Origin of the sequence: Bacillus sp. V2I10 (assembly GCF_030817055.1) — a bacterium.
In the GTDB taxonomy this organism is placed as follows: Bacteria; Bacillota; Bacilli; order Bacillales; family Bacillaceae; genus Bacillus_P.
In genome coordinates this window covers 1806755-1829210 of sequence record NZ_JAUSYV010000001.1, presented here as the reverse complement: position 1 = coordinate 1829210, position 22456 = coordinate 1806755, and the positions used below count along the sequence as shown (strand labels likewise).

Here is a 22456-nt window from a genome sequence, read left to right as displayed (position 1 = left end):
CTAGTTTAATCCTCCCATTGAATTAAGCCTTTTCTTTTAAGAGCAGCTAAAATTCTGCGTTCAATTTTACGGTTAAACCTTGTCACAAGACCATCCGTAGAAGCTACTGGCACAACTAAAATGGTATGAAAACCATTGCGGTTTCCTCCGAGAACGTCTGTTAAAAGCTGGTCACCAATGACAACCACATCTTTTTTTTCCAGATTCATATTCTTCACAGCACGTCTGAACGCTTTGCCCATAGGCTTTCTCGCTTTATATATAAATGGAATGTTTAGCGGGTCTGAAAATGATTTCACCCGTTTTTCTACATTATTAGATACAATCGTTACAGCGATTCCATGATCTTTCACATCTTTAAACCATTCAATCAGCTTTGGTGTAGCGCTAGGACGGTCCCACTCCACAAGGGTATTATCCAAGTCTGTAATAATCCCTTTCACTCCGCGCTCTTTTAGAGCCGTTGGAGATATTTCAAAGATATTTTTTACATATTCACCGGGCAGGAATAGTTTTAACATTATATAAACACCTCATCGAACATTTTTTGGCCAAATTACATCATATCTGATTTTGCACGTTCTTTCAAAAGAAACTTGACATCCGAGGAAATCAACTGAAAGTATTCAATAAATTTTTCGACAAAACTTGTAAAAAATCAACACCTGTGGATAAGATTATACACATTATACACTCATATAAATTCCTCTACTAAAGAAATTATAAACAAGATATTAACAGCTTATCCACCATCTTCTGTGGATAAGAGAACGATTGTTCTATTTTTTAATTCGTGTTAAATTAAATTTACTAGCAGAAAATAACATATTAGTATATGCATGGTGTTGATATATAGAACCCTTACCTTATCCATAATTGGAGGTGCAAGCCGGAAATTCGGCGAAAAGTGATGCGTAAACTATCTGATGAACTATTGATTGAATCGTATTTTAAAGCAACAGAGATGAATTTAAGCGAAGATTTTATTGAATTGATAAAAATTGAAATTAAACGCCGCTCTCTGACTCACGTTTTAAAAGCGTCCAGCTAGCTTTTAAAGCGTGAAGTCCCCTCTTTTCATTTTTTCACAGCCAATACCTCTCCTGCTTTCACTTCCTTCTTCAGTGCAACTGAATCTGCAAAATCAGTTTTGTGTTTTTCAAACAGCAGAACAACTGTAGATCCAAAAGAAAAATAACCCAGCTCTTCTCCTTTTTGCACCTTTTCATTAGCATGAGTTAATTGAATCGTATTTATAAACATTGCCCCTATTTTAACAACTGCAAGATGATTATGATCTTCTTCTTTAATTTCTGTAATAGTCCGGAAATTCTTTGACAGTGGTGATTTTCCGTACATTAAGCCCCATCTGTTAACTGGATAGGATTTATTCCCGAGCTCATACTGTTTAACAACCGTTCCTGAAGCCGGACTATGTATGCGGTGATAATGACTCGGACTCAAATACAGAACAATAAACGAACCATTTATATACTTCTCTGCTAAAGCAGGATCTTCAAGCATATCGTGAATAGAATAAGGCTGATTTTTGACAATAATGGCATCATGTGAAGAAATAGTGCCGAATTGTTCTATGACGGCATCAACAGGACTTATGATATGATTTTGGTTATCATCAAATGTTCTTGCATCTTCTTTTAATTCCCGAATAAAAAAATCATGCAGAGACGGATAGGCATCTAACTGCTTTTTAGCTTCATTTACATTGACTTGATAAATCTTCACATATGACGGAATAATAAAACGGCTGCGGGATGATTCAGCAAATTTCATGATAAACTTTGAAACAGGCAGAGAGTTTGTTAATTCAATTAGATTTTGGTACAGTTTTTTTTTCAATTTAGTCCTCCAAAAAAAATTACTTTACTACATTGATTTTGATGCATAGAATAAAAGTAGGCTTAAATGGTCATTTATGCAATTATAAGGAAGTGCAATTATGTTTTTTATAAGTTATGTAGACGCAACAGTAAAAAAAATAAAAGCAAATACTGCCAATCTTCTTACGCTCGTCAATCTCGGCCTTGGCGGTTTTGCGATTCTGTATACAATAAATGATGTCTTAAAACTAAGTCTATTGCTTATTTTTCTCGCAGCACTTGCAGACCGGTTTGATGGGATGGTTGCCAGAAAGTTTAATATTGAATCCGAACTCGGTAAGCAATTGGATTCAATGAGTGATATTATATCATTTGGTGTAGCCCCCGCACTACTTCTTTATAAAGGAATTCTTTTTGAGTTAGGTGCTCCGGGCGCATTTTTTATCGTCTTATACATTGGATGCGGCGCTTTCAGACTGGCAAGGTTTAACATATCTGACAACTGCGGCTTCTTCAATGGGCTTCCAATTACAGCAGCAGGGTGTATTCTGACGTTAAGCTATCTTTGGAAGGATTTCATGCCGGCTTACTATTACATGTTTTTGCTTATGATTTTATCATTTTGTATGATTGCTTCATTCAAAATCAGAAAAATGTAGAAACACCTCATTCGATGAGGTGTCAGAGTATAGACAAACCCCTTTTCCAGAGAAATTATTGAAGAAAAAGGGGTTTTTGTTTCTTGAATTTTGCATATATTGATATCTATTCAAAAAAATCATACTATATCTTGAACCTCATCTAGATAAAGAAAATAGCTGCCGACTTTGTCGACAGCCTGACACCTCATTCGATGAGGTGTCAGAGTGTAGACAAACCCCTTTTCCAGAGAAATTATTGAAGAAAAAGGGGTTTTTGTTTCTTGAATTTTTGCATATATTGATATCTATTCAAAAAAATCATACTATATCTTGAACCTCATCTAGATAAAGAAAATAGCTGCCGACTTTGTCGACAGCCTGACACCTCATTCGATGAGGTGTTTTTTTTGGCTATTTGCAGTAGTTATTGTAGTAATAACCTCCTCCAAGAACAAGGAGAAGAATCAGAAGTACCACAATAAAGGCATACCAGTAGCCAAAACCGGTGTATGGTGCATAAGGATATGGGTACGGATATAAAGCAGGCGGTCCATAAAAGGGTGAACACGAGCGCATTAGAGAGACCTCCTTTATCTGACTGTACTGATAAAATATGTGACATGCATCTACTTTGTATAGGCAGCTGCCGCCGATAACAGTGTTTTCACCTGGTTTTCAAAAAAATTGTGCCTATTTTGTGAAAAAAGGGTTTACAATATCTTCTATTGTGGATATAATTACCAATGTAATCAAATTTATGAAAAGGGAGGTCGAATCAAATGTTGATCAGTCAATTAGAAATGAACCAATTAAATATCTCTCTATTCGACCGAACTGGTGCACAATCCTAATTTAGTATTGTCCTTTCCGCCACAGGTTGAGTAGTATCTGCCTGTGGCGTTTTTATGCTCATTTTCATATGAACGTTTCACGCCACAGGTATGCCCTGTGGCATTTTACATTTTAAGGAAAATATTTAAAGGAGGTGATAGGTATGACCATCCACTTATTATTTGTTACTTTAACAATTAAACGAAAGCAAAAATCAATCGATCAAGTGCAGCATGAAGAACAAGTTTTCAAGTCATATGAAGCAATGATGAACAAATGCTTTCAAATGTACAACGGCAACTAATCTATATTTTCACCACAACCATAAATAGAAAGGAGAGAGTTAAAATGATGATTCAAATGGTTTTAAGAATGCACCTCAATGTGGAGAAGGATACTGCATAGGCGCACCATCCATACATCCGCTGCATCTATCATTTCATTTATTATCAAAAAAAAGCGAAGAAACCTCACAGGTTCTTCGCTTTTTTATCCTTTGCTTTTTTGCTGGTTTTTCTTTTCTTTTTCTGCCCGGTAAAATTCATGAAACATCTTCATTAAGGCCCTTTTCTCGATTCTTGAAACATAACTCCTTGAGATCCCAAGCTCCTTCGCAATTTCCCGCTGCGTTTTCTCCTTCTGAAGATCTAGCCCGAACCTTCCGACAATTACTTCTTTCTCCCGTTCATCAAGAATATCAATGAATTCTTTCACTTTTTCAAGCTCCATATTCAGCTGAATGGTATCAATGACATCTTCTGATTCTGACTTTAAGACATCTATCAGGCTTATCTCGTTTCCTTCCTTATCCTGTCCAATAGGATCATGCAGGGAAACATCTTTCTTTGTTTTCTTCAGTGCTCTCAGGTGCATGAGAATCTCATTTTCAATACACCTTGCAGCATAGGTTGCAAGCTTTGTTCCTTTTCCTTCCGAGTAGCTTTCAATGGCTTTTATCAGGCCGATTGTCCCGATAGAAATAAGATCCTCTGAGTCCTCGCCGGTGTTTTCAAATTTCTTGACAATATGTGCTACAAGCCGCAGATTATGTTCAATCAGCATGTTGCGGGCATGTTCATCCCCAGTCGCCATAAGCCTGAGATACTTCTTTTCATCATTTGCTGACAAAGGCTGAGGGAAGGCATTGTTTTTTACATATGATACTAGAAAGACTAATTCCTTTAATAAGTATCCTAAAGCTGCTAAAACCCCTGACATTGACCCACCTCCACATACAGAATGTAGGCTTTAGCCTATAAAACATTTGTATGTAAAGCGGGGCATGTTTGTGTCTGTACTAAGAAAGATTGTACGGAATTATCCTGTATTTATTTAGAATTAAAACGCATACATTGTGACACTTTTGAGAACCCTATTGATTCTTCCATTTATTTGATTAATAATGGATTTTAGTGATTTGGAGGTGCTTTTTTTGAAAAAGTATTTGTCTCTTGCCGCTTTTCTTGTGATTTTACTATTAATGAGCTGCGGAAATCGATCAGAAAGATATACGATTGTGGCCTTTGGCGACAGCAATACGCGCGGCGCCAACTGGACCATCCGCAATTATCAAGATACAGATAAATGGGTAAATTTAATAAAATCCACTTTGCCTGTGAATAACGGGCAGGCTTTGATCCATAATGCCGGGGTTGGCGGTGAAACCACTGAGGATGCAAGGAAACGCTTTAAGCGTGATGTGCTGAAAATGGATCCGAATTTGGTTTTCATCATGTTTGGAACAAATGATGCAGTCATTTTGCCGAATGGGAAACCTAAAGTAGACCATGCACGTTTTAAAGAAAATCTTCTCTATTACGTGCGAGAAGTAAGGCATGCCGGCGGCACTCCAGTCCTTATGACCTGTTTGCCGATTGTAGAAGGAAAGGGCAATGACAAACTATACTACACCCGCTATCCGAAGAAGCTTTATGCTCATACTGATGGAGCCAGGAACTGGCATAACTCATACAACGATATTACCCGCGAAGTCGCATATAAAAATGATGTTACTTTAATAGATAATTGGACAAATATGGTGAAGTTTGCCGGCGGAGATTCGGATGAAGCTTTATTAAATTCAGGAATCATCGATCCATCAGGCAATCATATGACGCCACAGGGAGCAGAACTAATTTATTTATCCATCCTTGAAAGCAAAGTGCTCAATTCTAAGTAAAAGAACCCATCCTAAGGCTGGAATGGGTTCTTCTTTTTATATAAAATTACAGACAGAAAGCATGCATGTTCCTTCTTTAAGCATCTTCCTGCTCATCTAAACGCTTCTTATATGTGATGGATCGTTTAAAACAGAAAAAGGCTGCTGCCAAGAAGACTGAAGTCGTCCCCATCATCACATATTCTTTTATTGCACTGGGTTCTTGGCCCTGTGCGGGAATCAGCATGCCCATATATAAAAAGACACTGACTGCAAGCAGCACAAATGCGTATCTCTTGTAATCTGTCATTAGGTGCCGAACATGTTTTTTATTCATTTTACTTTTCACCTGCCATAAATGTGTCTCTACTAAAACATAACATATAGCAGCGGTGATTTATGCATGTAAATTCCGGCAAAAGAGGAATTAGTTTAAAGCATTTTTTAAGTCTTCAATTAAATCCTCTGAATCTTCTATACCTACAGAAATTCTTACTAAACCATCTGTTATGCCTAGCTCCATGCGGCGTTCTGCAGGAATCGAAGCATGCGTCATTTTAGCAGGCACGGAAATTAAACTCTCAACAGCACCTAAGCTTTCAGCCAATGTAAAATACTTAACTTTTGACAAGACTTCTTCTGCTTTCTCTTCGCTTCCTACATCAAATGAAACCATTCCGCCGAAACCTGATGCCTGTTTTTTGGCAATTTCATGGTTTGGATGATCTGCAAGACCTGGATAAAACACCTTTTTAACAGCTGGATGATGAACAAGAAACTGGACGATTGCAGCAGTATTTCTTTCATGTGCCTCCATGCGCAGCGCAAGAGTCTTAATGCCGCGAATAAGAAGCCATGAATCTTGAGGCCCCAGAACTCCTCCAGTGGAGTTTTGGACAAAGTGAAGCTGTTCAGCCAGCTCCTCAGAGTTAACGACAACAAGCCCTCCTACAACGTCACTGTGGCCGCCGATGTATTTTGTTGCACTATGAAGGACAATATCTGCTCCCATTAAAAGAGGAGTCTGCCAATACGGAGTGCTGAATGTATTGTCTACAATCGTAAGCAGCCCATGTTTTTTAGCCAGAGAGGCTGCAGCTTCTACATCCGTAATTTTAAGAAGCGGATTTGTTGGTGTTTCGATAAATAGCGCTCTTGTATTTTCTTTGACCGCTCCTTCAATGTTTGATAGATCACTTGTATCAACAAATGTAGAATCAATGCCAAGACGGTTTAACACTTTAGTCATAACGCGGTATGTTCCGCCATAAACGTCATCTGTTAAAATAACATGATCTCCGCTGTTAAAAAGCATCATAACTCCTGTTATTGCAGCCATACCTGAACCAAAAGCAAAGCCAGCGTGTCCTTCTTCAAGATCCTTAATCAGCTCTTCTAATGCGTGTCTTGTAGGATTACCGGTACGTGAGTACTCAAATCCTTTATGATTTCCGACTCCATCCTGTTTGTATGTGCTGACTTGATAGATTGGCGTTGATACGGCTCCTGTATGAGGATCTCCGACTATACCCCCATGAATCATCTTTGTTTTGCGTTTCATCCTATATTCCTCCTTCATAGATTTTTTTACTTAAGTAACGCTCACTGCTGTCAGCGAAAATGGTTACAATGTTTGTTCCCGATTTAGCTTTTTCTGCCTCTATTAGTGCTGCGTGAAGTGCTGCTCCTGATGAGCTCCCAACTAAAAGACCTTCTTTTATAGCAAGCTCCTTTACACGGTTAAATGCATCTATATCTAAAACGGTATGAATGCTATTAAAATATGACTCGTCCATATAACCTGGCAGGAATTCCATGCCGATACCTTCTGTTTTATGCGGGCCCGATTCACCGCCATTTAAGATGGAGCCTTCAGGCTCGACTATGGCAGTCCTGATATTTTCGTTCTTTTCTTTTAAATATTGGGCTGTGCCCATGAACGTACCGCCTGTGCCCGCTCCAGCCACAAATATATCAATGCGGCCATCCAGCTGCTCCCAAAGCTCGGGACCGAGCGTTTTGTAATAAGTAAGGGGGTTCGCGGGATTGGCAAATTGCTGCGGACAATAAGAACCAGGGATCTCTTCAAGTAGTTCTTGTGCTTTTTTAATAGCTCCCTTAATTCCTTCACTAGTTGGAGTATTGACCACCTTTGCTCCGAGAGCTCGCATAATATCCTGCTTTTCCATGCTGAATTTCTCAGGAACGCATACGACAACATTGACTTTGCGGTGAATCGCAGCAAGGGCGAGACCGATTCCGGTATTGCCTGCTGTAGGCTCGATAATGGTTCCGCCCTCTTTTATTTTGCCGGTTTTAATCGCCTCATCTATCAATTCAACGCCAAGACGGTCTTTAATGCTGCCGCCCGGGTTAAAAAATTCAAGTTTTGCAAAAAGGCGCACTCCTGCAGGCAGTTCAAATTGTGTAATCTCCATCAGCGGTGTATGCCCTATAAGTTCTTCAATGCCCTTTACAACTTTCATTTTAATCACTCCCCAGAGTTAAAAAGAGGATCACCCCGTCTATTAGCTTTTTAAAGCACTCACAATACTTAAAACAAGCTGTGCAGAGTTCTTCGCTGCTGTATCTAAATACTGTTCAAATGAAACATCAGATTCTTTGCCGGCAATATCAGATAATGATCTGATAATGACAAATGGTACACCAAATTGATGCGATACTTGAGCAATAGCTGCTGCTTCCATTTCTACTGCATAAAGGCTGTCAAATTTAGTGCGGATATATGCTACTTTTTCCGGATCATTCATAAATGAGTCACCCGTTGCAATCAGTCCTTTTACAACTTGAATGCCTGTTTGCCCTTCAGCTTGTTGGGCTGCAATTTCAACCAGCTTTGAATCCGGTAAAAAAGCTGGCGGCATTCCCGGCACCTGCCCGTATTCGTAATTGAATGCTGTAACATCAACATCATGGTGTCTCACTTCAGATGAAATGACTACATCCCCTACATTCAATGATTGATGAAAACCGCCTGCTGATCCTGTATTGATTACATAATCAGGCTTATATCGGTCAAGTAAAAGGGTTGTGCTCACTGCAGCGTTTACCTTTCCGATCCCTGATTTTAATAAAATCACATCAATTCCTTTGTATGTTCCTGTTGTAAATTCACTGCCTGCAATTGTTTCTGAAGAAGGATTTTCAAGCTGTTCTCTTAATATAGATACTTCCTCTTCCATTGCTCCGATAATTGCTGCTTTCATCATTTAGTCAAATCCTTTCCAAAAGGCGAATTATTGTTTCACTGCTTTCATTAACCAGACAAATTCATTCATTTGTGTAAAGGTAACTTCAAAAGAGTTGCTTTCAAAAATACGGCGCATGACAGAATGTGTTGTGTAGTATTCAGATTCAAGATCATTTGCCAGGTTTAAGAAATGCTGCTTTTTCGATTTTTCGATCATGGCTTGATACGCCTTCTGATCGGTAAAAACAGTGTCAGCAAAAACTATTTTACCACCTTTTCCAAGAAGACTGCTATAGATTCGGACAGCTTTCTCCTTTTCTTCATCTGTTAGATGATGAAAAGCATATGTGCTCACAATCGTTTCAATCTGTTCCTCAGGAACTGGAAATGTCAAAAAATCTCCGTCGCTGATGTGCACCGTACTGCCAAGCTTTTCTGCCGCCTTTTCACGCATTGTTTTCGATGGTTCAATTCCAAATACTTTTTTCCCTCTATTCAAAAGCTCATTCGTTAAATTCCCGGTACCTACACCAAATTCAAGAACCGTTTTTCCAGAAAGCTGTGTGACAGCTTTAAGAATTTGATCATAGCCTGCAAAAACTTCTTTGTATTCTTCATCATGTCCACCGACAGTTGAATCATACGAATGTGCCCAATCCTCAAATAACTCTACAAATTCTCTGCCCATTTATGCCACGCTCCATTATATGCTGCAAATTTAATAATTCCTATCTGTATACTATGAATTAAAAATTGAACTGTTCTTAATTTACCATAATCCCTTTCATTAAGGCAATGAAAAGACTTTCCATCGGTTATTTTGGTAAAATAATAGGGCATGAGAATGGAGGATTGCTTAATGTTTAAATTGGAGTTTATAAAAGATAAAGTAGAATTTTTTGAGGCAGAGAAAATCACAGATTTGGAAAGAAAGATCAATGAGCAAATCGAGGTAAATAAAGCCATTTTGCTTGAGCTTCATTCTGTTGCCCATCAAATGCATGTGACAGAGGAAGGCAGAAGGTTCTATAGTGCTGCTGTGCATTTTAAAGCTAAATAAATGAGAATAGTGCAAGCGCTCGTTTACTCAGGAAGGGAAGATAAGAATGCGGCAGAAAAGTCCGGTTTTGACTTTTTGCCGGTTTTTTTCTGGCCGAGGTGTTGGGTAATGGAACTAGACATTCAAGCGAAAAAAAGGTGAGACCCGGATATACCGGGTCTCACCTTTTACATTACCTTGTTTCTGTTTGCTTTAATTTTTCCACCTTAACAGGCTTCCAGCCCTCATTTTCCACCCAGGTAATTTCTACTTTGAAGTTCTGCGTTTTGTCCTTGGATGAAATGGTTCCTTTGGCATCATTAGGACTTCCGTTATTGCCGATAAACCAGATTGTCATATCTGATTCGCTTAAGCCGGTTGCATAGCTCATCGCTTTAATCATTTCCGCCCAGTCCTGTGAATTCTTGTCATACTGAGCTGCATGAGGTCCAGTTTGTGAAGTGCCTACTGGTTTCCAGCCCGGATTTTCTATAATCTGGTCAACATTGGAATTCGGATCTCCTTCTGTGACCACTTCTTCCCCTGCTTCTGATTCTTCTGGCTGTTCTTTTGCATTCTCTTCTTCTTCAGCAGCATCCACTTCTTCGCTGCTGTCTTGATCTGATTCAGCGTCTTCTTTCGCTGTTTGTTCTTTATCTTTTTCTTCTTTATTTTTTTCGTTTTCGATTTGATTTGAACCCGTTTCTTCTTCCGTATTTTTTGATGCCTGTTCACTGTCATCTCCGCCAAGCATCAGCTGCGATCCAATAACAAGAATAAGGATGACGACGATGCCAATTAAAACGTTCAGGACAACATTTGCTTTTCGGCGCTTATCACGATTTTCAAAACGAGATCCTTTACTTAGTTTGCTCAAGTGCATTACACTCCTTTATCCCTCTAACATTCTGTTTTATTCTATCATTAGAATGAATTTCTATCTAGTAGAAGCATTTTCTAGCCGTGCCAATTCATTAGCCATGTCATAAAAAATACTATTTGCCGAAGATTGCGCACTATGTGTATCAAGCTCTACTACAACCATGGCATATTTAGGCTGATGTGAAGGAAAAAATCCTGCAAACCATTTATGTACTGTACCTTTTCCTGTTTCTGCAGTCCCTGATTTACCTGATACCTCAAATGGCAAACTTTGAAACCTTCTGCCGGTCCCTTCTTGATCCGTTACGACTAATCGAAGCAGGTGCTGAAGCTTTGCAGCTGTATAAGGTGAAATATTGTCGCTTTCCGGTTCTTTATTCGGAAACTTAAACATGGTAGTGCCATTTTTATATAAGATACTATCTGCAATTTTCACCTGTTTTTTTTCGCCGCCCCGAGCGATTGCAGTCATCATGTTTGCCACTGACAGCGGTGTGACCCGGACATTTTTTTGTCCGATTGCTGTTTGAGCAATTGCCCGTTCTGCAGTTTTGTCCGTCTTATCTCCCCATAAATGCGGATTTTTCTCTTCAGGAAATTGCTTAAAATCTTCATAATGATACACCGGGCCGCTCCAGCCGGCTTTTTCGGTTAATCCCAGCTTTCCTGCATATTCATCTATTGTGTCTGGGTCTTTTTCCATTAACTCGTTAGCAATTGATGTAAATGTATAGTTGCAGCTTTCCGCAAAACTTCTTTCTAAATTTAAGCTGCCTTTATCGTTTTCTTCATCAGGTTCACCGTACATATTCAGACTGCAGTCATATATTCTGTTCTTATCAATTCCGTTTTCAATCCCAGCTGCAGCAATGACTGTTTTAAACACTGAACCGGGTGCAATTGGAGTGAGCATCAGATTCGCATAGGTTTCATGCTCAGATCGGTTCATTTCGGGTTTGCTGACCATGGCAAGTACTTCGCTTGTCTCTACATCAAGCAGCACGATGCCCCCTTTTTTCACGTTATACCGGTTCATAACATCATTCGCAATATCCTGCATAGATCTGTCTATAGTTGTTTTAACGCTTACAGGATAAAAAGGATTGGCATCAGCAATATATTTAACATTAATGCCGAACAGCGGATTTCCGTCCCCGTCAACGTGGTACAATAGTTTCGTTTCGGCATCCGGAAGCAGAAATTCATCAAATGCCTTTTCGAGTCCTGTAATCCCAAGCTGAGTTTTCGAAGATAAATTTTTCTTGTCTGGATATTTTTCTCTAAGTACTTCAGCATTTTCCCCTGTTATACCGATAAAATGATCAGCTGCCTGCCCTTTCTTTTTTGTTTGCTGGTAAATGGCAAATACACCTGGGATCTCCAAATCATTGATTTCTTTTATGGCGGATTCATTCAGCTCGAACCCTTCTTTTGATCCCAAGAGCAGCGGTTTATCGGCTTCTTCTAATAATCTCTCCAATTTGAATCCTGGCACATTGACAATTGCTGATAGTTTACTGATTGGCCAGTCAATCTTATTCAGAAACGGAAACAATACAAGCTTGGCCTCCTGATCGTGTCCAAGAGGGCTTCCATTTCTGTCTACAAAACGACCTCGCCCATCATCAATCATGACTTCCTGTGTTCGCTGACTGACGCTTTCCTCAATCAAATTTATGTTTCTGTCTGTAAAAGATTCTGTGTGAATCATCTGGATATCTGCAAGTCTCAAAATTAACGCAAGCATGGATAAAAAAATGCCAATCGCAATGAATTTCATTCTTTTTCTTGTTTTCATAGAAAAACACCTCGTCAGTAATTAGTGTCGACGAGGTGTTTTTTTATTAAACCTATATTATTTAACGTTTGTAATTTTCACATGCATTTCTCCGCCAGGAGTCTGCACATTGACTTCATCTCCAACTTGACGGCCCATCAGGCTCTTTGCAATCGGAGAATCATTTGAGATTTTGCCTTCAAATGGATCTGCTTCAGCGCTTCCTACGATTGTATATGTTTCTTCATCGCCATTTGGAAGTTCAACAAATGAAATTGTTTTGCCAAGTGTGACAACATTTGTATCGGCATCTTCCACGATGATCTTCGCATTGCGGATCATGTTCTCAAGCGTAGTCACTCGTCCTTCAACAAAAGCCTGCTCTTCTTTCGCTGAATCATACTCAGAGTTTTCTGAAAGGTCCCCGAAGCTGCGGGCAATCTTGATTCTTTCGACTACTTCTTTACGCTTAACGGATTTTAAATATTCCAATTCCTGCTCAAGCTTTTCTTTACCTTCAGTTGTCATAGGAAATACTTTTTCTTGTGCCATGATCTCACTCCTTCTAGTATAACTGTCCCCCAAAAAAATTAGGTATGTAAAAATGCACTGTGATTATGGGGAGGGCGAAAACTTTCAGCCCTCACACTGCAATATGCATATGCTGAACTTTTCAGGTGATCTTGTGAGGAATAGCCTTAAATGTAGCTTAAAAGCAAGCCTGCGGCTTGCTTTCCTCATAGAGCATACAATGCTCAAGTTTACTTTAAATGAGAATTTTTACTCAGTCAATGATGAACCCTGAGAAACTTTAACAGCCTATACATAATATGGTCACAGTAATCTTTATCTATGCTATGTTATTACAAAATTGCATTTAGTTCAAGAATTGTTTGAATTTTTGTAACCATAAGGTCAATCGCTACGTGATTTTGACCGCCTTCTGGTATGATGATATCCGCATAACGCTTAGTAGGCTCAATGAACTGATTGTGCATCGGCCTTACAACCGAAACATACTGCTCAATCACGGAATCAATTGTTCTTCCGCGTTCTTTAATATCACGGAGCATTCTTCTGATAATACGGATGTCTGCATCTGTATCCACATAAAGCTTCATATCCATCAAGTTGCGGAGTCTCTCGTCTTCTAGGACCAGGATCCCTTCAAGAATTATCACATCTTTAGGTTCTACTAAGAGAACATCTTCTGAACGAGTATGAAGCTTATAATCATATACAGGCTTCTCAATAGCTTCGTAATTCAGAAGCTGTTTAATATGCTCAATTAAAAGCGTGTTATCAAAAGCAAGCGGATGATCATAATTTGTATTCAGTCTCTCTTCATATGGAAGGTGACTTTGATCCTTATAATAGAAATCCTGTTCAAGCATCAGAATGGAATGTCCTTTGAAATGCTCATAAATGGATTTTGTAACGCTTGTTTTGCCTGAGCCGGAGCCGCCGGCAACGCCGATTACAATGGGCTTTTCCCCCATTTGTCACTTCCCCTTTCGCATCATGTTATTTGGGAAGACTTTTTGATCCGCTTTAAACTTCACAATTTGCAGTGGATGACGGGCAGCATCGAGCTCATTGCCGTCTTCATCCCATAGTTTATCAATGGTTTGCGTAAAGTTCGAAATTTCAGGACCAAAGAATTCGACTTCATCCCCTGGTTTGAAGTAGTTGCGCTGCTGAAGGGTAACCATACCTGTTTCCTCATTGTAATCAAGGACAAGTCCTGCAAAGTCAAAAGTCGTTTTCTTTCCATGAATTCCAAACATTTGCTCCTCTGTACCTGGAACACCTTCAAAGAATGCTGGCGCAGTGTCACGATTAGCACATTTATCAAGCTCATCAAGCCACTCTTTTTGAATGACGAAGTTCTCAGGATCCGCACAGTATGCATCAATGACCTTGCGATACACACTTACGACTGTTGCTACGTAGTGAATGGATTTCATGCGCCCTTCAATTTTCAGGCTGTCAATTCCAAGCTCAATCATTTTTGGAATGGATTGAATTAAATTTAAATCTTTTGGGCTCATCGCAAATGCTGCATCATCTTCACTAAACAGCGCTTCTTCACCATTATCAGCAAGTTTATAGAGATCATAATCCCAGCGGCAAGACTGACAGCAGCCACCGCGGTTTGAATCCCTTGCAGTCATATGGTTGCTTAGTACACAGCGTCCGGAATAGGCTATGCACATTGCACCATGGATAAACGTTTCAATTTCGATATCCACTTTTTCTTTCATTTCTTTAATTTCTTCAGCGCTCGTTTCGCGGGCAAGCACCACGCGCTCGAGACCTTCCTCTTTCCAGAACTGAACAGCTTTCCAGTTTGAAAGAGATTGCTGGGTGCTTAGGTGAACCTCAAGCTTTGGCGCTACTTTGCGGCATGTCTCAATAATCATCGGATCGGCTACTATGATGCCCGCTACACCTGCATCCTGCAGACCCATTAAATAATCTTCAAGACCGTCCATGTTTTCATTATGTGCAAAAATGTTTGTCGTTACATAAATTCTTGCACCATATTTGTTTGCAAATTGAACACCTTCAGCCATTTCTTCTTGTGAAAAGTTGTCTGCATTTGAACGCAGGCCAAATTCTTTTCCGCCGATAAAAACAGCGTCAGCCCCGTAATGCACGGCAATTTTAAGCTTTTCTAAATTTCCGGCAGGAGCCAGCAATTCAGGTTTTTTCGTAATGACGCGTTTGCCGTCTATAATTTGTGAGATGTTATTTTTAACAGTAACCATCCTTATTCCTCCTTCATTTCTTATTTTTCAGTACACTGTTTCCTTAAAGAAAAATCCTGTATCTAAAGGCCGGTTCTCAGGCTGAATTTCTTCTATGTCCGCAAGCAGCTGATCTTTTACATCTTCATACTGTTCACGGTCCTGGGTGCATAAATCCATAGCTTGGCGGTATTTTTTTGTAACCTCGATTAAATACTCAGATGTCTGAAGGACACCATCGATTTTAAACGAGTCAATTCCAGCATCAATCATATCTGAAAGCTCATCAATAATGCATATATCGTTGGGACTCATGATGTGGGTGCCGTTTGCATCTTCATAAATCGGGTACTTATTGCTGCGCTCTTTATCATGGAGGAACATCGTTTTTTCATCTTGGATGCTCTCAATTTTCATAGCTTTGCCCTGGTATTCATAGTAGTTTCCGATCAGGGAGCGTTTTGATTGGAACATGCATGTCATACCATGTACCTGCACTTCAATCTCCACTTCTGCATTTTCTTTTGTTTCAATGATTGATTCCATGCTTAATTCCCGTGCTAAAACAGCGCGTTTTGCGCCTTTTCTGCCCCAGTAATTGCACGTATACCAGTTGGTTGCTGTCGTTTCTGTATTCCAATGAAGCAACATATCAGGTGCTGCTTCCCGTGCAGCCATTAAAACAGCCGGATCACCAAACACGACCGCATCTACTTTTATCTCATTTAAGAATCGAAGATAATCATACAATTCTTCAATTTTCTCATTATGAAAAATGGCATTCATTGCAGCATATACTTTTACGTTTTTTGAATGAGCAAGAGATGTTGCTTCTTTCATTTGATCGCGGTTAAATTCACCTGCAAGACGGAGACCATAACGCTGTTCTCCGATAACGACTGCTGTAGCGCCTGCTTCAGCAAGAGGGAGAATATCTTCAACTTTTATCGGTGTTACAATTAATTCTGGTTTATTCATCTTTTTCACCTCGTTTTATACTTACAGCCATTCCGTCACCCACAGGAAAAATTGCTGTGTGATAGGATTTGTTTGACATCAGCCATTCATTGTATGTCCGTATTTTTCTTAAAAGCGCCCGCCGTCTCCGATGAAAGGACATATCTTCTTCTTCAGATGCAACTAAGCCTTTGAATAAGACGTTGTCTGTAATTATGCAGCCGTTATCTGAAAGCATTGGTTCGTACATTTCAAAGAAGCGCATATACTGTCCCTTTGCTGCATCAATGAAAATCACGTCATAAGGACCTTTTTCTTCTATCTGTTCTCTAAGCTCCAATGCGTCTCCATGCAGAACAGTAATACGGTCTGCTAACGCATTTGCTTCAATATTTATGGCTGCTTGCTTAAATCGTTCTGCATTTCTTTCAGCCGTTACGATTTCTGTTTCAGGGAGCGCTTTGCACATACGAATCGCAGAATAGCCGATTGCAGTGCCGATTTCTAAAATCTTTTTGGGATGTTTCAGCAAAAGCAGACTAATCAGAACTTCTATCCCTGTCTTTTCCATAATTGGCACAGCGTGATCAAGCGCGTATTGCTCCATTTGCCTGACTGCTTCGTCTTGATCAGGAAGAAGGCTCTCTATATATGATAAAATCGTGTCGTTTTTCATTGTCTTCTCCTTCAAACGGTGCGTTGTTCACCGTTAAAGTGTGTCTTAAGTCATGAAAATAAGAGTTCTTTCAGAGAACTCTTGTCATTATTTGTTATTTTGTTTATCTTTCTCTACACAACTCGATATATTTTACCACAACAGAAAAGGGAATGCGAATATTTTCACGTTCCCTTCTGTTCTTTATTTATTGGAAATATGCTCTGCTTTAGCTTTGTTGTGCTCTTCAAGTGTTTTCGTGAAAATGACTTCACCTTTTTTTGTTGCCAGGAAATAAAGAAAATCTGTTTTTTCAGGCTCCAATGCCGCTTTCATGGATTGATCTCCGGGATTTGCAATTGGTCCGGGAGGAAGTCCTTTCACCTTATACGTATTATAGGGTGATTTCACTTCTAGATCTTTATAATAAACTCTGTCCTTATGCTCCCCGAGTGCATACAGCACAGTAGGATCTGTCTGTAGTGGCATTTTCTTTTCAATCCGGTTGTAGAATACACTTGATATTTTATTCCGGTCAACTGATTTTGTAGCTTCTTCTTCAATCAGAGATGCCATTGTAAGAAATTGATGGACCGATATTTTCTTCTCTTCAAGCTGCGGAAGATAAGAGATTATAACAGTATGCGTCTTTTTAATCATCTCTTCTAAAATAAAATCAAGGGAAGGCTTTTTCTCATAAAAAGGATAGGTCGCAGGATACAAATAGCCTTCAAGAGGATATTTAATATTCTGTCCATAGATATCTTTCGTGATGGTTTCCGGATATTTCTTTTGCATCGCAGCTATGAACTCTTTATTATTCATCCTGCTGAGGACTTCTTTTTCGGTAAACCCTGAATGTTTGGCTATCGATTTAGCAATGTCCCTTATTTGGATTCCCTCGGGAACTCGAATTTGGAACACAACATCCGTAATCACTTTACCGGATTTAAGACTTGCCACGATATCTTCGATTTCCATCGAGGGTGTTAATTTGTAGTCTCCCGCCTGAAATCCTGACTCATTTTTAAATTTCACATAGTATTTAAATACTCTTTTATCCTTAATGATTTTCTTTTCTTCTAAAATGGCTGCAATTGAGGAAACGGATGATCCTATTGGAATGTTTACATTAATTGCATTTTTGTCCTTTTCATCTACAGGCTGCAGCGCAGACTTTATATATAAATAGCCGCCACCGATTAATCCTGTCATTAAAATGACTAAAACAACAAAAATCACAAGGACTATTTTTCGGATGACTTTAGCTTCCTGCTGTTTTTCAAGGAGTTTATTTTGGATTGAATGTTTGTTCGAATCAGCTTCTGACATTATAAGACGAGTCCCCCTTTCATCAAAATGATTATACTACATAATCATTGTTTTTTCGCCAAATTCCAGCATATTTTTTAAGGAAAGGTCACATTAAGAGTGAAAATTCATTATCGTTCCAGGTTTGGCAATCCTACCATAGAACTATTATCTCCTATGATAAACATTTTTCTTTTTCAGGCACAAAAAAACCGTCCTAAGACGGTTTCTTACTTTTCTTCCTCTTCGTTATCAAGGAATGTATTCAGCATCTCTTCTACAAGATCCCACTCTTCTTCTGTTTCAATCGGTGCTAATTCTCCATCTACCCCGTCTGCTGTCGGTTCGAAGCTTGATGCATGAATTTCGATTTCCTCTTCATCATCCTGCTCGCCAAGAGGGTAGTAAAGCACATATGATTTTCCAAATTCTTCAGATGCAAATGTGAAAAGAATTTCACAAAGCTGTTCATTTCCATTTTCGTCTACTACTGTAATTTGTTTTTCTCCGTGTTCCATTGCAGTCACCTCATCTATAGTTTGCTGTCAGTTTAATTCAGGCTATCTAAGTATCCCTGCAAAATCATCACTGCAGCCATTTTATCAATTACTTTTTTTCTTTTCTTTCTGCTGACATCTGCTGAAATCAAAACTCGTTCAGCCGCCATGGTGGACAATCTTTCATCCCATAGTATAACCGGGATCCCAAATTTTTTCTCAAGCTTTAAAGCAAATGTCTGGCTTGCTTCACCTCTTGGTCCAACCGTTCCATTCATGTTCTTTGGGAATCCAAGAACGATTTTTTCTGCTTGATGCTCGTTCACAATCTGAGTGAGACGCTCCAGCCCGAAGTTGCCGCCGGCTTCATCAATTTTAATCGTCTCAAGCCCCTGTGCTGTCCAGCCAAATTCATCGCTGACAGCAACTCCAAGGGTTTTGGAGCCAAAATCCAAACCAATAATTCGCATATTAATCCTCTCTATGATGGTGTAAGTACGATTTAACCAATTCCTCAATGAGTTCATCCCGTTCAAGCTTGCGAATTAAATTTCTTGCATCGCGATGACGGGGGATATATGCAGGATCTCCAGAGAGCAGGTACCCAACGATTTGGTTAATCGGATTATAGCCTTTTTCTTTCAAAGCATCGTATACAGTGAACAGGACTTCATTCACATTTGTTTCCACTGCTTCCTCAGAAAAGTTAAACTTCATCGTTTTATCAAAGGAACTCATCACTCGCACCTCTTTCCCAGATTCACCTGTGGAATCTGCTTGTCCATTCATACTACCATTCTACACTAACTATTGAAATTATAAAACGGATTTCACTTTCTGGCGAAATCTTTAGAGAAATTCCGCCAGAAAGCAACAGGTTCATTGATCCCTATATTAGATAGTTTTAACCCATTCTAATGCATACTTCAAAGCTTCTTCAAGTTTTTCAGGATCCTTGCCGCCAGCCTGTGCCATATCAGGACGGCCGCCTCCGCTTCCTCCGCATCTTACAGCTACCTCTTTAATTAATTTCCCTGAGTGGTAACCCTTTTCGACTAAATCACTTGTAACTCCTGCTGCAAGACTTACTTTTCCGTCATGAGCTGCTCCAAGAATGACAATGGCTGATCCTAATTTTTGCTTTAATTCATCGACCATTGTTCTAAGACTGTTCATGTCTTTTGCATTTACTTTGCTTGAAAGAAGGGTTACACCATCAATTTGTACAGCGCTGCCCAATAAGCTTCCAGCTTCTACATTACCCAATTTAGCTGTTAATGATTCATTTTCCCTTTGGAGAGAGCGAACTTCACTGAGCAGCGCATCTACACGGCTTGCAGCATCTTTAGGATTTGATTTCAGTTTTGATGAAACGTCAAAAAGAATGGATAGCTGGTCTTTTATCAGCTGATAAGCGGCTTGTCCGGTAACTGCTTCTATTCTTCGTGTGCCTGCACCTATTCCTGTTTCAGCTACAATTTTAAACAGGCCGATGGAAGCGGTATTGTCAACATGGCAGCCTCCGCACAGTTCAAGGCTGTAATCTCCTACTTGAACAACTCTGACAATATTTCCGTATTTTTCGCCAAAAAGAGCCATTGCACCCATTTCCTTCGCTTCAGCAATTGGTTTAAGCTCGATATTGACTCCGATGCTCTTCCAGATTTGTTCGTTTACAATTTGCTCAATCTGTTCAAGCTCTTCAGGCTGCACTTGACCAAAATGTGAAAAGTCAAATCGAAGTCTTTCAGCTGTTACAAGTGATCCTGCCTGATTGACATGTCCCCCAAGAACATCTTTAAGAGCCTGATGCAAGAGATGTGTTGCAGTATGGTTTTTAATGACCGCACTTCTAGTTGTTTCATTAACAGCAGCAGTTACTTCATCATTTGTTTTCACTGTGCCGCTGATCACAACTGCAGTATGCAGGTTTTGTCCATTTGGAGCCTTTTGTACATGCTTTACTTGCAATTTGACTGCATCATTTTCAATTGTGCCTTCATCCGCAATTTGACCGCCGCTCTCAGCATAAAAAGGCGTTTCATTTAAAATAAGCTGCACTTCATCTCCAGCATTTGCATTGTCTGTCAGCTTCCCGTCTTTCAGAAGAACAGACACTGAAGCTTTCGCCGTAAGCTGAGTGTATCCGACGAAAGTGCTGTCGGCTTTAATTTCGCCAAGTACTCCGCCCTGCACCTGCATAGAATCAACATCCTGCCTTGCAGCACGTGCACGCTCGCGCTGGCCTTCCATCTCTTTTTTGAAGCCTTCATGGTCGATTTCCATTTGCTCTTCTTGTGCGTACTCTTCTGTAAGTTCAACAGGAAATCCGTATGTATCATAAAGACGGAAAACGTCCGTTCCAGGAATGATGCGGCTTCCTTTAGCTTTTTGCAATTTTACAACTTCAGATAAAATGGACAATCCGTCATTTAACGTTTCATGGAAGCGTTCTTCTTCATTTTTTATGACTTTTTGAATAAACTCTGTTTTTGCTTTTACTTCAGGGTAGAAGTCAACCATAATTTCCCCGACAACCGGTACAAGCTCATACATAAACGGGCGGTTGATATTGAGTTTCTTTGCATATCTTACTGCTCTGCGCAAAAGGCGGCGCAGCACGTATCCGCGTCCTTCATTTGATGGAAGGGCACCATCTCCAACAGCAAATGTAACCGTGCGAATATGATCAGCTACAACCTTGAAGGCTTCATCTTTTTCATGATCAGTGCGGTATTTTTCGCCTGAAATCGTTTCAGTTGATTCGATGATCGGCATAAACAAATCTGTATCGAAGTTGGTCGGAACGTCCTGAATAACAGATACCATCCGCTCAAGTCCCATTCCTGTATCAATGTTTTTCTTTGGCAGCGGGGTATATGTACCGTCTGAATTATGATTGAACTCTGAGAATACAAGGTTCCATACTTCCAGGTATCGCTCATTTTCTCCGCCTGGGTATAACTCAGGGTCTTTAGGGTCGTTTCCATAAACTTTGCCGCGGTCATAGAAAATTTCTGTATTCGGTCCGCTTGGTCCCTCGCCGATATCCCAGAAGTTTCCTTCCAGACGGATAATCCGCTCTTCAGGCACACCAATTTTATCTTTCCAGATTAAGAATGCTTCATCATCTTCCGGATGAATGGTAACGGACAGTTTTTCTGGATCAAAGCCAATCCACTCTTCACTCGTTAAGAATTCCCATGCCCACTCGATGGCTTCTACTTTAAAATAATCACCGATTGAAAAGTTTCCAAGCATCTCAAAAAATGTATGATGACGGGCTGTCTTGCCGACATTTTCAATATCATTTGTCCGGATTGATTTTTGTGCATTGCAAATTCTTGGATTTGCCGGGATGACTCGGCCGTCGAAATATTTTTTCAATGTCGCAACTCCGCTGTTGATCCAAAGCAGGGACGGATCTTCATGAGGAACCAGAGAAGCACTTGGTTCCACTGCATGGCCTTTTTCCTTGAAGAAATCTAAAAACATTTGACGAACTTGTGCTGAAGTTAGTGTTTTCATCTTTTTTCCTCCTTTATTGCGGCTGTTTACATAAAGAAAGCTGTGTCTTTCATACACCTTCTCTTAAAATAGCCTTTAACAAAATAAAAAACTCCCGCCCCTGTGAAAATCATAGAGATTTTCACAGGGACGAGAGATTGCTCGCGGTACCACCCTGATTATGGACTTAATGTCCATCAGCTTCATTTAACCGTAACGGGGTTAAGACGGCAGGGTTTGCCTGCACTCTGGAATAGCCTTCTGTTTCCCTTCATCCTGGAATTCCTCTCAGCCTGGGAAATTCCTCTCTTGTCAGATGGTCTGAAACGTACTCGTTCCTTCATCGTTTTTATAAAATATATGCAGTGTATACGCAGAATTATAGTTCATAGGATGTGA

26 protein-coding genes and 1 other annotated feature are annotated in these 22456 nt (G+C 39.8%); of the genes, 5 read left to right on the top strand and 21 right to left on the bottom strand.

Going from position 1 to position 22456, the window contains the following annotated elements; genetic code table 11:
* Positions 1 to 5: 5 nt before the first annotated feature.
* Entirely contained in the window at positions 6 to 524 is a 519-nt protein-coding gene (locus tag QFZ72_RS09170) for a YqeG family HAD IIIA-type phosphatase (protein WP_223443571.1), read from the bottom strand.
* A 386-nt stretch (positions 525 to 910) separates the two neighbouring features.
* On the opposite strand from QFZ72_RS09170, the gene sda reads away from it, so the two are divergent.
* A complete protein-coding gene (gene sda, locus QFZ72_RS09165) occupies positions 911 to 1051 on the top strand; it encodes a sporulation histidine kinase inhibitor Sda (RefSeq protein WP_223436849.1) in 141 nt (46 codons plus the stop codon).
* A gap of 26 nt (positions 1052 to 1077) precedes the next feature.
* On the opposite strand, the gene QFZ72_RS09160 is transcribed toward sda, so the two are convergent.
* Positions 1078 to 1860 carry a phosphatidylserine decarboxylase gene (locus QFZ72_RS09160; protein WP_307432155.1) on the bottom strand — a complete coding sequence of 261 codons (783 nt, stop codon included), beginning with the start codon at positions 1858 to 1860 and terminating at the stop codon, positions 1078 to 1080.
* A gap of 100 nt (positions 1861 to 1960) precedes the next feature.
* Here QFZ72_RS09160 and pssA point away from each other — a divergent pair, with 100 nt between their 5' ends.
* Complete coding sequence (pssA, locus tag QFZ72_RS09155; protein ID WP_307432152.1) at positions 1961 to 2500, top strand: CDP-diacylglycerol--serine O-phosphatidyltransferase; 540 nt, start codon at positions 1961 to 1963, stop codon at positions 2498 to 2500.
* 393 nt (positions 2501 to 2893) lie between these two features.
* Here the strand turns inward: pssA and QFZ72_RS09150 are convergent, their stop codons facing one another.
* On the bottom strand, positions 2894 to 3058 hold the full coding sequence (locus QFZ72_RS09150) for a hypothetical protein (RefSeq protein WP_223436854.1): 165 nt from the start codon (positions 3056 to 3058) through the stop codon (positions 2894 to 2896).
* A 418-nt stretch (positions 3059 to 3476) separates the two neighbouring features.
* On the opposite strand from QFZ72_RS09150, the gene QFZ72_RS09145 reads away from it, so the two are divergent.
* The gene (locus QFZ72_RS09145) at positions 3477 to 3617 is read left to right on the top strand and encodes a YrzI family small protein (protein ID WP_307432146.1); all 141 of its coding nucleotides are present in this window, start codon (positions 3477 to 3479) and stop codon (positions 3615 to 3617) included.
* A 185-nt stretch (positions 3618 to 3802) separates the two neighbouring features.
* On the opposite strand, the gene sigK is transcribed toward QFZ72_RS09145, so the two are convergent.
* Positions 3803 to 4531 carry an RNA polymerase sporulation sigma factor SigK gene (gene sigK / locus QFZ72_RS09140; RefSeq protein WP_070874405.1) on the bottom strand — a complete coding sequence of 243 codons (729 nt, stop codon included), beginning with the start codon at positions 4529 to 4531 and terminating at the stop codon, positions 3803 to 3805.
* 214 nt (positions 4532 to 4745) lie between these two features.
* Between sigK and QFZ72_RS09135 the strand changes: the two genes are divergently transcribed.
* Positions 4746 to 5492, top strand: a complete 747-nt coding sequence (locus QFZ72_RS09135) for an SGNH/GDSL hydrolase family protein (RefSeq protein WP_307432142.1) — start codon at positions 4746 to 4748, stop codon at positions 5490 to 5492.
* A 76-nt stretch (positions 5493 to 5568) separates the two neighbouring features.
* On the opposite strand, the gene QFZ72_RS09130 is transcribed toward QFZ72_RS09135, so the two are convergent.
* The 5 genes from QFZ72_RS09130 to QFZ72_RS09110 all read right to left on the bottom strand — a co-directional run bounded on the left by QFZ72_RS09130 (position 5569) and on the right by QFZ72_RS09110 (position 9370).
* Positions 5569 to 5808, bottom strand: a complete 240-nt coding sequence (locus QFZ72_RS09130; RefSeq protein ID WP_307432138.1) for a YrhC family protein — start codon at positions 5806 to 5808, stop codon at positions 5569 to 5571.
* Between the two features lie 90 nt (positions 5809 to 5898).
* The gene (locus QFZ72_RS09125) at positions 5899 to 7032 is read right to left on the bottom strand and encodes a bifunctional cystathionine gamma-lyase/homocysteine desulfhydrase (RefSeq protein WP_307432135.1); all 1134 of its coding nucleotides are present in this window, start codon (positions 7030 to 7032) and stop codon (positions 5899 to 5901) included.
* 1 nt (position 7033) lies between these two features.
* The gene (locus tag QFZ72_RS09120; RefSeq protein ID WP_307432132.1) at positions 7034 to 7957 is read right to left on the bottom strand and encodes a PLP-dependent cysteine synthase family protein; all 924 of its coding nucleotides are present in this window, start codon (positions 7955 to 7957) and stop codon (positions 7034 to 7036) included.
* A gap of 42 nt (positions 7958 to 7999) precedes the next feature.
* Positions 8000 to 8698: a 5'-methylthioadenosine/S-adenosylhomocysteine nucleosidase gene (mtnN, locus tag QFZ72_RS09115; RefSeq protein WP_307439675.1), complete on the bottom strand. Its 699-nt coding sequence runs from the start codon at positions 8696 to 8698 to the stop codon at positions 8000 to 8002.
* A 30-nt stretch (positions 8699 to 8728) separates the two neighbouring features.
* Positions 8729 to 9370, bottom strand: a complete 642-nt coding sequence (locus QFZ72_RS09110) for a class I SAM-dependent methyltransferase (RefSeq protein ID WP_307432129.1) — start codon at positions 9368 to 9370, stop codon at positions 8729 to 8731.
* A gap of 171 nt (positions 9371 to 9541) precedes the next feature.
* On the opposite strand from QFZ72_RS09110, the gene QFZ72_RS09105 reads away from it, so the two are divergent.
* Positions 9542 to 9742, top strand: a complete 201-nt coding sequence (locus QFZ72_RS09105) for a DUF2536 family protein (RefSeq protein WP_223436869.1) — start codon at positions 9542 to 9544, stop codon at positions 9740 to 9742.
* A gap of 172 nt (positions 9743 to 9914) precedes the next feature.
* On the opposite strand, the gene QFZ72_RS09100 is transcribed toward QFZ72_RS09105, so the two are convergent.
* The 12 genes from QFZ72_RS09100 to alaS form a co-directional block, all read right to left on the bottom strand.
* The gene (locus tag QFZ72_RS09100; RefSeq protein ID WP_307432125.1) at positions 9915 to 10604 is read right to left on the bottom strand and encodes a DUF1510 family protein; all 690 of its coding nucleotides are present in this window, start codon (positions 10602 to 10604) and stop codon (positions 9915 to 9917) included.
* A 54-nt stretch (positions 10605 to 10658) separates the two neighbouring features.
* Positions 10659 to 12401 (bottom strand): peptidoglycan D,D-transpeptidase FtsI family protein, encoded by a 1743-nt coding sequence (locus QFZ72_RS09095; protein WP_307432121.1) that lies wholly within the window; start codon positions 12399 to 12401, stop codon positions 10659 to 10661.
* 57 nt (positions 12402 to 12458) lie between these two features.
* On the bottom strand, positions 12459 to 12932 hold the full coding sequence (gene greA, locus QFZ72_RS09090; protein ID WP_070879795.1) for a transcription elongation factor GreA: 474 nt from the start codon (positions 12930 to 12932) through the stop codon (positions 12459 to 12461).
* A gap of 311 nt (positions 12933 to 13243) precedes the next feature.
* Positions 13244 to 13879, bottom strand: a complete 636-nt coding sequence (udk, locus tag QFZ72_RS09085) for a uridine kinase (protein ID WP_252201681.1) — start codon at positions 13877 to 13879, stop codon at positions 13244 to 13246.
* 3 nt (positions 13880 to 13882) lie between these two features.
* Positions 13883 to 15151: a peptidase U32 family protein gene (locus tag QFZ72_RS09080; RefSeq protein WP_307432118.1), complete on the bottom strand. Its 1269-nt coding sequence runs from the start codon at positions 15149 to 15151 to the stop codon at positions 13883 to 13885.
* A 27-nt stretch (positions 15152 to 15178) separates the two neighbouring features.
* The gene (locus QFZ72_RS09075) at positions 15179 to 16108 is read right to left on the bottom strand and encodes a peptidase U32 family protein (RefSeq protein ID WP_307432117.1); all 930 of its coding nucleotides are present in this window, start codon (positions 16106 to 16108) and stop codon (positions 15179 to 15181) included.
* Positions 16101 to 16763, bottom strand: a complete 663-nt coding sequence (locus QFZ72_RS09070; protein ID WP_307432114.1) for an O-methyltransferase — start codon at positions 16761 to 16763, stop codon at positions 16101 to 16103. The genes QFZ72_RS09075 and QFZ72_RS09070 overlap by 8 nt, the downstream gene beginning before the upstream one ends.
* A 183-nt stretch (positions 16764 to 16946) precedes the next feature.
* The gene (gene mltG, locus QFZ72_RS09065) at positions 16947 to 18074 is read right to left on the bottom strand and encodes an endolytic transglycosylase MltG (RefSeq protein WP_307432111.1); all 1128 of its coding nucleotides are present in this window, start codon (positions 18072 to 18074) and stop codon (positions 16947 to 16949) included.
* 209 nt (positions 18075 to 18283) lie between these two features.
* Positions 18284 to 18571, bottom strand: a complete 288-nt coding sequence (locus QFZ72_RS09060; protein ID WP_252201686.1) for a DUF1292 domain-containing protein — start codon at positions 18569 to 18571, stop codon at positions 18284 to 18286.
* A gap of 32 nt (positions 18572 to 18603) precedes the next feature.
* Entirely contained in the window at positions 18604 to 19020 is a 417-nt protein-coding gene (gene ruvX, locus QFZ72_RS09055; protein WP_252201687.1) for a Holliday junction resolvase RuvX, read from the bottom strand.
* Between the two features lies 1 nt (position 19021).
* Positions 19022 to 19288, bottom strand: coding sequence for an IreB family regulatory phosphoprotein (locus tag QFZ72_RS09050; protein WP_029279472.1), 267 nt, complete (start codon positions 19286 to 19288; stop codon positions 19022 to 19024).
* Positions 19289 to 19444: 156 nt separating this feature from the next.
* Positions 19445 to 22078, bottom strand: a complete 2634-nt coding sequence (gene alaS, locus QFZ72_RS09045; protein ID WP_307432100.1) for an alanine--tRNA ligase — start codon at positions 22076 to 22078, stop codon at positions 19445 to 19447.
* Between the two features lie 122 nt (positions 22079 to 22200).
* Positions 22201 to 22410: a binding site (T-box leader), on the bottom strand.
* Positions 22411 to 22456: the final 46 nt, after the last annotated feature.

Bases quoted from the DNA above. Each gene is read 5' to 3' on its own strand.
- sda (WP_223436849.1), top strand. From the start codon at position 911: ATGCGTAAACTATCTGATGAACTATTGATTGAATCGTATTTTAAAGCA.
- pssA (WP_307432152.1), top strand. From the start codon at position 1,961: ATGTTTTTTATAAGTTATGTAGACGCAACAGTAAAAAAAATAAAAGCA.
- QFZ72_RS09150 (WP_223436854.1), bottom strand. From the start codon at position 3,058: ATGCGCTCGTGTTCACCCTTTTATGGACCGCCTGCTTTATATCCGTAC.
- QFZ72_RS09145 (WP_307432146.1), top strand. From the start codon at position 3,477: ATGACCATCCACTTATTATTTGTTACTTTAACAATTAAACGAAAGCAA.
- sigK (WP_070874405.1), bottom strand. From the start codon at position 4,531: ATGTCAGGGGTTTTAGCAGCTTTAGGATACTTATTAAAGGAATTAGTC.
- QFZ72_RS09130 (WP_307432138.1), bottom strand. From the start codon at position 5,808: ATGAATAAAAAACATGTTCGGCACCTAATGACAGATTACAAGAGATAC.
- QFZ72_RS09125 (WP_307432135.1), bottom strand. From the start codon at position 7,032: ATGAAACGCAAAACAAAGATGATTCATGGGGGTATAGTCGGAGATCCT.
- QFZ72_RS09120 (WP_307432132.1), bottom strand. From the start codon at position 7,957: ATGAAAGTTGTAAAGGGCATTGAAGAACTTATAGGGCATACACCGCTG.
- mtnN (WP_307439675.1), bottom strand. From the start codon at position 8,698: ATGAAAGCAGCAATTATCGGAGCAATGGAAGAGGAAGTATCTATATTA.
- QFZ72_RS09110 (WP_307432129.1), bottom strand. From the start codon at position 9,370: ATGGGCAGAGAATTTGTAGAGTTATTTGAGGATTGGGCACATTCGTAT.
- QFZ72_RS09105 (WP_223436869.1), top strand. From the start codon at position 9,542: ATGTTTAAATTGGAGTTTATAAAAGATAAAGTAGAATTTTTTGAGGCA.
- QFZ72_RS09100 (WP_307432125.1), bottom strand. From the start codon at position 10,604: ATGCACTTGAGCAAACTAAGTAAAGGATCTCGTTTTGAAAATCGTGAT.
- QFZ72_RS09095 (WP_307432121.1), bottom strand. From the start codon at position 12,401: ATGAAAACAAGAAAAAGAATGAAATTCATTGCGATTGGCATTTTTTTA.
- greA (WP_070879795.1), bottom strand. From the start codon at position 12,932: ATGGCACAAGAAAAAGTATTTCCTATGACAACTGAAGGTAAAGAAAAG.
- udk (WP_252201681.1), bottom strand. From the start codon at position 13,879: ATGGGGGAAAAGCCCATTGTAATCGGCGTTGCCGGCGGCTCCGGCTCA.
- QFZ72_RS09080 (WP_307432118.1), bottom strand. From the start codon at position 15,151: ATGGTTACTGTTAAAAATAACATCTCACAAATTATAGACGGCAAACGC.
- QFZ72_RS09075 (WP_307432117.1), bottom strand. From the start codon at position 16,108: ATGAATAAACCAGAATTAATTGTAACACCGATAAAAGTTGAAGATATT.
- QFZ72_RS09070 (WP_307432114.1), bottom strand. From the start codon at position 16,763: ATGAAAAACGACACGATTTTATCATATATAGAGAGCCTTCTTCCTGAT.
- mltG (WP_307432111.1), bottom strand. From the start codon at position 18,074: ATGTCAGAAGCTGATTCGAACAAACATTCAATCCAAAATAAACTCCTT.
- QFZ72_RS09060 (WP_252201686.1), bottom strand. From the start codon at position 18,571: ATGGAACACGGAGAAAAACAAATTACAGTAGTAGACGAAAATGGAAAT.
- ruvX (WP_252201687.1), bottom strand. From the start codon at position 19,020: ATGCGAATTATTGGTTTGGATTTTGGCTCCAAAACCCTTGGAGTTGCT.
- QFZ72_RS09050 (WP_029279472.1), bottom strand. From the start codon at position 19,288: ATGAGTTCCTTTGATAAAACGATGAAGTTTAACTTTTCTGAGGAAGCA.
- alaS (WP_307432100.1), bottom strand. From the start codon at position 22,078: ATGAAAACACTAACTTCAGCACAAGTTCGTCAAATGTTTTTAGATTTC.